Annotated in this window: 9 protein-coding genes; 6 read left to right on the top strand and 3 right to left on the bottom strand. The window is 44.0% G+C overall.

What is annotated here, in order from left to right; translation table 11 throughout:
- The first annotated feature begins 29 nt into the window (after positions 1-29).
- Complete coding sequence (locus AB5Z12_RS08420) at positions 30-1574, top strand: AMP-binding protein (RefSeq protein WP_368356852.1); 1545 nt, start codon at positions 30-32, stop codon at positions 1572-1574.
- A gap of 109 nt (positions 1575-1683) precedes the next feature.
- Here the strand turns inward: AB5Z12_RS08420 and AB5Z12_RS08425 are convergent, their stop codons facing one another.
- The 3 genes from AB5Z12_RS08425 to AB5Z12_RS08435 all read right to left on the bottom strand — a co-directional run bounded on the left by AB5Z12_RS08425 (position 1684) and on the right by AB5Z12_RS08435 (position 4484).
- Positions 1684-2262 carry a TetR/AcrR family transcriptional regulator gene (locus tag AB5Z12_RS08425; RefSeq protein ID WP_368356851.1) on the bottom strand — a complete coding sequence of 193 codons (579 nt, stop codon included), beginning with the start codon at positions 2260-2262 and terminating at the stop codon, positions 1684-1686.
- 101 nt (positions 2263-2363) lie between these two features.
- Positions 2364-3065: a hypothetical protein gene (locus tag AB5Z12_RS08430; protein WP_148461451.1), complete on the bottom strand. Its 702-nt coding sequence runs from the start codon at positions 3063-3065 to the stop codon at positions 2364-2366.
- A gap of 411 nt (positions 3066-3476) precedes the next feature.
- A complete protein-coding gene (locus AB5Z12_RS08435; RefSeq protein ID WP_118577680.1) occupies positions 3477-4484 on the bottom strand; it encodes a LacI family DNA-binding transcriptional regulator in 1008 nt (335 codons plus the stop codon).
- A 336-nt stretch (positions 4485-4820) separates the two neighbouring features.
- On the opposite strand from AB5Z12_RS08435, the gene AB5Z12_RS08440 reads away from it, so the two are divergent.
- The 5 genes from AB5Z12_RS08440 (at position 4821) to AB5Z12_RS08460 (ending at position 11443) form a co-directional block, all read left to right on the top strand.
- Positions 4821-6221, top strand: coding sequence for an L-fucose/L-arabinose isomerase family protein (locus tag AB5Z12_RS08440; RefSeq protein WP_118577679.1), 1401 nt, complete (start codon positions 4821-4823; stop codon positions 6219-6221).
- A complete protein-coding gene (locus tag AB5Z12_RS08445; protein ID WP_368072516.1) occupies positions 6218-7057 on the top strand; it encodes a transketolase in 840 nt (279 codons plus the stop codon). Before AB5Z12_RS08440 ends, AB5Z12_RS08445 begins: the two co-directional genes overlap by 4 nt.
- Positions 7050-7982 carry a transketolase family protein gene (locus AB5Z12_RS08450; RefSeq protein WP_294429870.1) on the top strand — a complete coding sequence of 311 codons (933 nt, stop codon included), beginning with the start codon at positions 7050-7052 and terminating at the stop codon, positions 7980-7982. Before AB5Z12_RS08445 ends, AB5Z12_RS08450 begins: the two co-directional genes overlap by 8 nt.
- 199 nt (positions 7983-8181) lie before the next feature.
- Entirely contained in the window at positions 8182-9657 is a 1476-nt protein-coding gene (locus AB5Z12_RS08455) for a glycerol kinase (protein ID WP_368368605.1), read from the top strand.
- 355 nt (positions 9658-10012) lie between these two features.
- On the top strand, positions 10013-11443 hold the full coding sequence (locus tag AB5Z12_RS08460; protein WP_148461456.1) for a sialate O-acetylesterase: 1431 nt from the start codon (positions 10013-10015) through the stop codon (positions 11441-11443).
- Positions 11444-11503 lie beyond the last annotated feature (60 nt).

Raw genomic sequence — 11503 nt, forward strand, 5'->3', positions numbered from 1 at the left:
AGTTCACTGAACAGTGAAGGAGGAAAAATATGCTGATCAGGAATATATTAGAAGAAAGTGTACAGAAATTTGGCGAAGTCAAAGCAGTAAAATGGCTTAATCGAAAAGAAGTTCTGGAGAAAAGCTACAGCGAAATGATGAAAAATGTGATTTCTACCAGAAAAGGACTTCTTGCAGAAGGGTTTGAGGGAAAACATATTGCATTAATCGGAACCAGTTCTGTAGAATGGATCGAAAGCTATCTGGGGATTATTACAGGATGCGCGACAGCGGTGCCGCTGGATGCTGCACTCCCGTGTGAAGAACTGATCGACCTGATAAATCGCTCCGATTCCGAAGCACTCTTCTTAAGTCCGAAACACAGACCATATCTGGAAGCATTTCTTGCAAACTGTCCCAAGCTTCAGAAAGTATGGATGCTCCAGGAAGAGGTGGAGGATCTGCCTTCAGGCGTGTACAGTATCAATGAGCTGAGAGACATGGGAAAGAGCGCAGCAGAAGATGCTTCCTGTCCGGATGCAGAAGCTATTGCGACTATTATCTTTACTTCCGGAACCACAGGAAAGAGCAAAGGGGTTATGCTGACACAGAATAATCTGGCATCCAACGTTGAGGCAGTTAAGATTTCAGCAGAGCCTGGAACTGCCATGCTCAGTGTACTTCCAATCCATCATGCATTCTGCCTTGTTATGGACTGGCTGAAAGGATTTTCTCAGGGGACAACTATCTGTATCAATGACTCTCTGCTTCATATGGTCAGAAATATGAGCATTTTTAAACCAGATATCATGCTCATGGTTCCGATGATGATTGAGACAATTTATAAGAGACTGGCGGCTGCTGATCCGAAAATCCCGAAGGCGGTTCTTGCAGAAAAAGTATTCGGCGGAAAACTGCAGACGATTTTTACCGGCGGGGCACATCTGGATCCGTACTATATTGACCGTTTTGCAGAATATGGCATTCAGATACTGGAAGGATATGGTATGTCGGAATGTTCTCCTGTTATCAGTAATAATACACCGGAAAATCATAAGCCGGGTTCTATCGGAAGACCACTTGAGAATGTGGAGATAAAGTTTGAAAACGGGGAGATTCTGGTAAAGGGTACAAGTGTTATGAAAGGGTACTATCAGATGCCGGATGAGACAGCGGAAACACTGAAGGATGGCTGGCTGCATACAGGCGACAAGGGCTATATGGATGAAGATGGATACCTCTTTATTAATGGTCGTGTGAAAAATCTGATCATTCTCTCCAATGGGGAAAATGTATCACCGGAAGAACTTGAGAACAAGCTTGCGCTGAACCCGCTTGTTGCGGAAGTGATTGTGACAGGTGAAGAGAATGGTCTGACAGCACGCATCTATCCGGAACAGGCAGTTGTGGAGGCAAAGGCACTGGATACTGAGATGATTCGTTTACAGCTTCAGGCATTTCTGGATGAATACAATAAAAATCAGCCGACCTACCGTCGTATTACAGGTCTGGTGATCCGAAAAAATCCGTTTATACGCAGTACAACAAAGAAAATCAGGAGACAGGATGTCCTGATTGATGAGCCACAGGCATAAGAAAAACCCGTCTGAGTGAATTGCTTAGACGGGTTTTTCTTATGCTTGTTTGAAAGAGTGTTCCCGCAATCTGCACGCCTCATTTTGCGGGAATGCTTTTTCAAACACGTTAGGATAAAAGAGGCAGCATGCCAGTCAGGAAAACCTGAGTCAGAATCTCTGCAATGACTTCTGGTGCAAGATCAAAATGATCCCGGGTCCATTTGTGAAGAACACCGATCGTGCTGCCGATCGCACAGGTGATCACATAAGATATTTCCTCTTTTGTGTGTCTGCCGGGTCTGGCACTGGAGGTAGTAGTGGTGACATAGTGATGAAGCATAGTCAGCATTTTTTCAAAAAGATCATTCCCATGGGGTGTGCTCAGAAGACTGGACAGGAAAGGATTTTCCATTGTATAGCGGCAAATAGTCAGAAAATAGGACTGACAGATATCCCGGTCATTTTCAGGATGAAATTTTTCCATTATAGAAAAAACATCCTGGATCGTCTTTTCTTCAACAGCGGATACAAGAGAGGGAATGTCCTGATAATGATTATAAAAAGTGCTTCTCGCGATACCGGCTGTCTTAGTGATATCGGATACTGTGATCTGATCAGGAGTTTTTTTCTTTAGAAGTTTAAAAAAAGCACCCAGGATGGCTTCATCCGCCACAGAATATCTTTCGTCAGGAAATGGATTTTGCATAGTCGATTCCCTCCCAATATTTTATCAATAAATATAAGGATATGAGTGGCAAAAGACCTTTTGACTCTCATATCATGTATATATGGAAATCTGGAAAATGTTTATTTCTCTATTTCATAGGCAGGAATCAATATACATGCGCAGAAGTTTTCTAACGGTTGGAAACATTTGATAATAAGTTCACGATGAATCCTGGCACTGTAAGTCTTGAGACGACAGCTTCCGCCATTCAAGGCAACATCTGTATATGCGGCAAGGAGCTTCTTATCTCCGTTGGGAAATGCCTGATAAAAAGACTGGTCAAGTATTTCCAAAGTATCCATGCCTTCCAGAAGAAGCATTTCTTTATTGCAATAGCGGAAAACGAAGTCAATTCCAGTTCCGTTTTTATTAAAAATCAGTTCGATTACACAAAAAGCAATGGGCATATCATCTAATACAGAAAAACGCGTACGAATATTTGGAGATAAAGTCTTGGCAGGATCCTGATGCAAAGATTTGTTCAGAAATTTATGAGTGGCCGCGCCACGCTTACGTCCTTCCAGACGTACGCCATCCTTCATATGATAGGTGCAGTTCTCAATATGATCAATCTGTCCTCTGGAAACCACGGTGCCCTTATTTATGGAAATATAATCATAAGGTATAAGAATTTCATATAAATCTTTGACTGTGATAAAAGTTTTCACAACTCGCCCATCGGTCAAATAAATACAGGTCTTATTCTCCTGCCTGAGCAGATATTTGATATTACTGATATGGATATTGTTTTTCCTTAAAAATTTCATGATTTTTTCATCCATATAAATATCCCTCCGGTTATTAGTGTAAGGTAGAAGATGTCAGGTTACTATATTTCTGACATTGCTATCTGCAGATAATGAAATAAGTATACCATAAACGTAAAGATTTTACCAGTGTAATTGGGTAAAATATAAGGCTGCATGATCTGTATGCATCGTGATTTGTTTTGGGCGAAAAGAGCGCAGAAAATCCGGTTTTTTCAGATGAAAAAATGCACGGATATTACAATTGAAAAGCAAATTTGTGATAATTTCACAATAAAAGACGGTATTTTCGAAAACAATTTCGAAGTGGATAAATATATCATAAATACAGTGAAAAAACAGGAATTTTAGTATCAAATATTTCTGCAATAAGTAATAAAAAAGGTATCACAACCGGAAATGAAAGGTTGCGATACCTTTTTTACGTCAAACTGAAAATCGTTTCACCAGATTTGCCGAAACTTCAATTTTACAGGTATGCTGCCGGGGTTCGTTTATTTGAGAGAGAAGCTCTCTGGCGGCAACCTGTCCCATATAATGACGAGGGATGCTGATACTGGTAAGGGAGGGGTCGATAATGCGTCCCTCAGAGATATTGTCGAAGCCTACAATTGCCACCTGCTCCGGCACCTTGTAGCCTCTGAGACGCAAGGCCTTGATGGTTCCGATTGCAATCAGGTCATTGTCCGCAAAATAACAGTCTGCCAGAGTATCTCCCCTGTCAATAATTGCAAGCATATCTGCCATTGCTCCATCAATGGTTGGAGAAAGCTGGTGGATAATACAGCGGGAACGGGACATTCCGTTATCATGGACAGCATGATAAAATCCCTCCAGGCGCTCTGAAAAGTTGCGGAGAGGATAAGCAGACTGCAGGTATCCAGGCTGCTTCATTCTCCGGCTGATCAGATAATCGGTAGCCAGATAAGCTCCCTGACGGTTATTGGGAACAACATAATTACAGTTAAGGTTTTCAAAATAGGCGTCTAGGATCACCACCGGAAAAGGAAGCTTCAGGAAAGGCCGGACCATTTCTTCCCGCATTTCAGTACCAAACAAAATAATTCCAACGCAGTCAGTAGTTCTTAAATCCCCCAGATAATGCTCCAGATTATCCCGCTTTTCATAAAATGTGATTACTTTCAGTTTATAATTATCTTTTTGCACTACGGATTCCATACCCTCCACCATAGCATCAAAAATAGGAGAATAGGACATGATGGCATTATGGGAACGATAGCTTACCGCGTAAATGCTTCCGGCTTTATTTTTCTTTAGAGAAAGTTTGGTAAAGTCGTAGCCGTATTTTTCCGCAGCTTCTACCACCAGCCGGCGGGTTTCAGTGCTGACTCCGGGCTTATTATTCAGCGCCATGGAGACGGCAGTCTGTGAAAGATTCAGTTTTCTGGCCAGTTCTTTAGCAGTAATGGACATTTGCGGCACCTCCCGGAGTGGTATTTAGTAAAGTATCTGCTGTTTAGGGCAGAAAGTTGGTTTTCTGTGGAAACTGTTCATATTTCTTTGGCAGAAGTTTTTTCTGTTGTATATATTGTACTTCTTAATTGAAAAATAAACAATATATTTGCGAAAAATAAAGCGAAAATAAAGTCAAAAACACTTTATTTTTTATTGGAATAAAGCTGAAAGAGACCTATACTAGAGCTATAAAGAAAAGCAAACAGAATATCTGGGTAAGTAATAAAGAAAAAGATTTTATAGCTAAGAAAAACCAAAAGAGAATAATAAATGTAAACAAGGAGGAATACCAGAATGGCAAAGATCAAAATCGGCTACGCGCCAACCAGACGAAGTATTTTCAGTGCACCGGATGCAGTTAAGTATCGTGGACTTACTGCAGACAGATTAAAAGAATTAGGAATCGATTTTGTAGACATCACAGATGTAAATGACGAGGGTCTTCTTTATGACGAGGCAGGTCGCATCAAGATTGCAGAGAAATTCAAAAAAGAGAAAATCGACGGACTTTTCCTTCCGCACTGCAACTTCGGAACTGAGTTTGAATGTGCAAGACTTGCAAAAGAGTTAAATGTACCGGTTCTCCTGTGGGGACCTCTTGATGAGAGACCAGACGAGAATGGTGTCCGTCTTCGTGATACACAGTGCGGACTTTTTGCAACAGGTAAAGTTCTCAGAAGATTCCGCGTTCCATTTACATACATGACAAACTGCAGACTGAATGATCCGGTATTCGAGCGTGGACTTCGTGATTTCATGGCTGTCTGTAATGTAGTAAAAACCTTCCGCAACATGAGAATCCTTCAGATTTCCACAAGACCATACGAGTTCTGGTCCACCATGTGCAACGAAGGTGAGCTCCTTGAGAAATTCAACATCCAGCTGACACCAATCCCAATGCCAGAGCTGACAGATGAGATGAAGAAAGCAAAAGCAGAGGGAACAGAGGTTGCAAAGGTTGTGGAATACTGCCGCCAGAACATGGAAATCTGTGTAAAAGACAACGAGCTTGAGAATGTAGCAGCTCTTAAGGTTGCTATGGGAAATCTTATTAAGAAATACGGCTGCCAGGCAGCTGCAATCCAGTGCTGGAACCAGCTGCAGAGCGAGATCGGAATCATGCCATGTGCAGCAAATGCACTTCTCAATGAAGAGGGAATTCCGGTTGTATGTGAGACAGATATTCACGGTGCAATTACCGCTCTTCTTGTTGAGGCAGCAGCACTTGATGACACAAGAAGCTTCTTTGCAGACTGGACCATCCGCCATCCTGACATTGAAAACGGCGAGCTCCTTCAGCACTGCGGACCATGGCCGATCTCTGTTGCAAGAGAGACACCGAAGCTTACTTATCCGCTGGCATTCAGTCATCCGGGAAGCATTACAGCAGAAGCAAAGCATGGTGAAGTGACACTGGCACGTTTCGACGGTGATAACGGAGAATACTCCATGCTCCTTGGAAAAGCAAAAGGCGTTGACGGACCGAAAGGTATGGGAACTTATCTCTGGGTTGAGGTTGAAAACATCAAACGTCTGGAAGCCAAGATTGTAGAAGGACCATACATCCATCACTGTGTAGGTATCCATAAAGACGTAGTTCCGGTACTTTACGAGGCATGCAAATACATGGGAATCACTCCTGATTTATATGATCCTATTGAAGAAGATGTGAAAGCATATTTAAGAGGTGAATGAGAATGGAAAATTTAAAGGCAAAATCTTTTGACTTGAGAAAAGATACTGTAGATATTATCGTTGCCGGAAAGGGTGGACATATCGGCGGCGACATGAGTGTGATCGATACTCTGATGAGCCTGTATTTCTGCCAGATGAACATTTCTCCGGAAAACATGGATGATCCGGACCGTGACCGTTTTGTACTCAGCAAAGGTCACTCTGTAGAGGCTTATTACGCTGTACTTGCAGCAAAGGGCTTTCTGGATCTGGAAGATATTAAGGCACATTTTTCAAAATTTGGGTCCAAATATATCGGACACCCGAATAATAAGCTTCCTGGAATCGAGATGAACTCCGGTTCTCTGGGACATGGACTTCCGGTATGCGTAGGCATGGCTCTTGCAGGCAAAAAAGATAACAGAGATTACCGTGTTTACACCGTAATGGGTGATGGTGAGCTGGCAGAGGGTTCCGTATGGGAGGGCTTCATGGCAGGACATCAGTACAAGCTGGACAACCTTTGCGCAGTAATCGACCGTAACCGTCTTCAGATTTCCGGAAATACAGAGGACGTTATGGGACATGATGATCTCCATGAGCGTATCCGTTCTTTCGGATGGCATGTGATCGATGTAAAAGACGGAAACGATATTGACCAGTTAAATGCTGCTTTTGAAGAAGCAAAAACTGTAAAAGGCAAACCAACCGCTGTAATTGCCAACACTGTAAAAGGCTGTGGCTCTTCCGTAATGGAAAACAAGGCAAACTGGCATCACAAGGTTCCAACACAGGAAGAATATGATCAGATCATCGCGGATTTTGCAGCAAGAAAGGAGGCCGCTCTTCATGAATAAGATTCCAAATAGACAGGCCATCTGTGAAGTTTTGATGGATAAAGCAAAAGAAGACAAAGATATTATGGTGCTTTGCAGCGATTCCAGAGGATCCGCTTCCATGACACCATTTGCAGATAATTTCCCGGATCAGTTTATTGAGACCGGTATTGCAGAGCAGAATCTGGTAAGTATTTCCGCAGGTCTTGCAAAATGTGGAAAGAAACCATTTGCATGCTCACCAGCCTGCTTCTTATCCACAAGAAGCTACGAGCAGGCCAAGGTTGATGTGGCATACTCCAATACAAATGTTACTCTTATCGGTATCAGCGGCGGCATCAGCTACGGCGCACTTGGAATGAGCCATCATTCTGCACAGGATATCGCAGCTATGTCCGCAATCCCGAATATGAGAGTTTACCTTCCAAGTGACCGTCATCAGACAAAGCATCTGATCGAGGCTCTGTTGAAGGATGAGAAACCATCTTACATCCGTGTTGGAAGAAATCCGGTCGAGGATATTTATACAGAAGATAACTGCCCATTTGAAATGGACAAGGCAACTGTTCTGAAAGAGGGAACAGACGTGGCAATCATTGCCTGCGGCGAGATGGTTCGTCCGGCATTTGCAGCAGCAAAGTTACTGGAGGAGCAGGGAATTTCCGCAACTGTACTGGATATGTACTGCGTGAAACCGCTTGACGCTGAAGGCGTTGTAAAAGCTGCCAAGAATGCAAAGGCAGTGATCACGGTAGAAGAGCACGCACCATTTGGCGGACTTGGCTCCATGGTTGCACAGGTTGTTGGTGCAGAATGCCCGAGAAAAGTGCTGAACATGGCTCTTCCGGATGCTCCGGTTATCACTGGTAACTCTCAGGAAGTATTTGATTACTATGGATTAAATGCTGAGGGTATTGCCAAGAAGGCTGTTGAAGCTCTGAAATAAAAATCAAATAAGAAACAAATTTAAGCGTGACTGACAGACTGCGTGGATGCAGAGCCAGGATGCTGCTTGGAAGTGCTGCCCGATTGGGCGTGCTTCTGAGCAGTCTGGTCAGGCACGCTTATTATTTAGTTACAAAACAGACTTAAGGTACAGAGATGTTGATTTTAGAGAATATAAAAGTTTTAAGAGGATAGTAAACATGGCAAAATATATTATTAGTATTGATCAGAGTACCCAGGGTACCAAGGCGCTCCTTTTTGATGAGACAGGAAGCATTATGCGCCGTACCGACCGCCCTCACAGGCAGATCATCAATGAAAAGGGCTGGGTTTCCCATGATCCAGAGGAAATTTACAGCAATGTTCTGGAGGTTGTGAAAGAACTTCTGGAGGGGGTAGAGAAGGAATATGTAGTTGGGCTGGGAATCAGTAACCAGCGTGAAACTTCTCTTGCATGGAACCGCGTCACCGGTAAGCCTTACGGAAATGCAGTTGTATGGCAGTGCGCCCGTGCCGTGGATATCTGTGCACGTGTGGAAAAGGCTGGCGCAGCAGAGCTGATCCGCCAGAAAACAGGAATGAATCTTTCCCCTTATTTTCCGGCTTCCAAGATTGCATGGCTTCTGGAAAATGAAGAGGGTGCAAAAGAGGCAGCAGAGCGTCATGAAATCTGCCATGGTACTATTGACAGCTGGCTGGTTTACAAGCTGACAGGGGGCAAAGAATACAGAACCGATTATTCCAATGCTTCCAGAACGCAGCTTTTCAATATTTTTGACCTGAAATGGGATGAGGAAATCTGCGGATTATTTGGCATTGATCCGGCAAATATGGCAGAGGTTACAGATTCCGATGCCTGCTTCGGCGAGACGGATTTCGAGGGACTTCTTCCTCATAAAATCCCGATCCATGGCGTACTTGGAGATTCCCACGGCTCTCTTTTTGGTCAGGGATGCCTGCAGCCTGGTATGATCAAGTCCACTTATGGAACCGGTTCTTCTATTATGATGAATATTGGCGAGAAGCCAATCCTCAGCACCCATGGTGTTGTTACCTCTCTTGCATGGAAAATCGGTGGCAAGGTTAACTATGTGCTTGAAGGCAATCTGAACTATACAGGCGCTGTGATTACCTGGCTGAAGGATGATCTTCAGATCATTTCTTCTCCTGGAGAAACCGGTAGACTGGCGAAAGAAGCCATTCAGGAGGACAGCCTGTATCTGGTTCCTGCATTCAGCGGCCTTGGTGCTCCTTACTGGGACAGCGAGGCGAGAGCTTCTGTTGTAGGCATGAGCCGTACTACCCGCAAGGCTGAGTTTGTAAGAGCGGCACTTGAATGTATTGCCTATCAGATTACAGATGTTGTACAGGCTATGTCTGAGGATGCTGGTGTTCCGGTGAAGGAGCTTCGCGTAGATGGCGGTCCGACCCGAAACGACTATCTGATGCAGTTCCAGAGCAATATTGCAGATGCCGGAGTTCTGGTTCCGGATTCCGAGGAGCTTTCCGCTATCGGACCGGCCTATGCGGCAGGATTACAGCTTGGTGTCTGGGATGAAAGTATTTTTGGAAAATTGAACCGGGTTTCCTATAAGCCGGACATGGATGCCAAGAAACGAGAACAGAAGTATGCCGGATGGAAGAAGGCTGTGGCTTCGGTGATCACAAATAAATAACAATTGGTATTTAAGATGGTTTAGTCCGTCTCCTATATGCAAGCCCCATGAACAAGCTGACCTATAAAGGGTCAGGACAGTGCTCATGGGGCTTGTCCTATGTCCATAAAATTCTGGTTTCTGACTACTTGTAAGAGGCGCAGGCAGTTTCATTTATCTGAAAAATTTACATAATGGTCTGAAAAATGAATATACCAATGAAATTGAAAAGACTTTATAATGAAAAACAAGACGAAAGAGCAAGCTCCTTCTGATAAACTGCGAAGCAGTTATTCAGTTATGAGCAAGTAGCGAAGCGGACCTGGAATATCCGCTTGATATAGATTATGTAGCTGGAAAGAGAGGTTGAATTAAAATGCATGGAATTACGTTGACGAAGGCTCCTGCAGATTGGGAAATTTTGCAGCAGGAGAATGGTAAGGCATCTGTAGCTTTAAAGGGAAACTTTCAGGTTCATCCGGCAGCAATTGAAGTGGGTGTTGAAAGGGTTACTCCGGTTGTGAGAGTTATGCGTGAGGATGACAATATGACGGTGATTCCCTGGACAAATGCAGATCATTTTACATGTAATGAGAAATTTCAGGGGGAATTTGAGGTGACACTGGAGATTCCGGCCGGGGGACCTTACAGGATTGACACCAGCCTGGAAACAAAGAGCACTGTTCCGGATCTTACATGGCTCTATCGTGGAGATTGTGTGCTCCATCTGGGAGTAGGAAACCTGTTTATTATTGCAGGTCAATCTAATTCAGCGGGATACAGCAGGGATTTTTGCATTGACCCACCTAGCATGGATGTGCATTTGTATCGTAACAGAAACAAGTGGGATATTGCAAGCCACCCTATGAATGAAAGCACTTTTGCCGGATCTCTGGCCAATGAAGAGATGGGTGTGCCGGGAGTATCTCCTTATCTTGCGTTTGGAAAGACTTATGGGAAAATGACGGGAATGCCTGTGGGATTGATTCAGACCTCTCTTGGCGGTTCTCCTATGGAAAGATGGAATCCAAAGGACGGAGATTTGTACTTAAATATGTTGGACAAGATTCATCAGACCGGGGGAAAATATGCAGGAGTGCTCTGGTATCAGGGATGCTCAGACACCAATCCGGGACCGGCAGAAAAATATCTGGAGCATTTTAGGGAGTACGTGGAAGCAACCAGAAAAGAACTGGGATATGAGATCCCGTTTTTTACCATGCAGCTGAACAGACAGATCAATGGAATCAATGACGAGTGCTGGGGAATGGTGCGTGATGCTCAGGCAAGAGCAGCGAAGGAGATACCGGGAGTTTCTGTTTTGACAACTTCCAATTTAAGCCTTTGCGATGGAATCCACAATACAGCACAGGCTAATGTAGCGCTTGGAGAAAAGCTGGCGAAGCAATGTGCCCATGTGTTAAATGGAAAGGAAGAGTATCAGCCGCCTGAGCTTGTAAAGGTTGAAAGAGCAGACGAAGCGGAAAGAAAGAGCTTCCAGCTGGAGGGAAGCGGAATCTGGCTGAAGCTTACCTGCGATCATGTTAAGAATTGCTTCCTGGTTTACTCAGCAGTGGGAAAAGACAGCGGATTTACTTTGACAGACAGTGAGGGTGAGGTGGAGATCCTTCATATTCGCGGAAACAGAGAGAACAAAAATCATCTTTATCTGGAATTGGCACGAGAAGTGGAGGATGAAGCAGAGCTTTCCTTTGTATGGCAGGCAGATCCGGTTAAACAGCCACCAGTGGACGAAGTGACCTTTTTGCCGCTTCTGTCTTTCTATAAGAAGTCAATAAAATTGTAATAAATTCAGCCTGCCCATGGCAGTGCAACAAAAAACGCCTGCGGGCAGAATGGAGTATTG

The organism is Ruminococcus sp. RTP21358st1_G6_RTP21358_211008 (assembly GCF_040908885.1).
GTDB classification, from domain to species: domain Bacteria; phylum Bacillota; class Clostridia; order Lachnospirales; family Lachnospiraceae; genus Blautia_A; species Blautia_A faecis.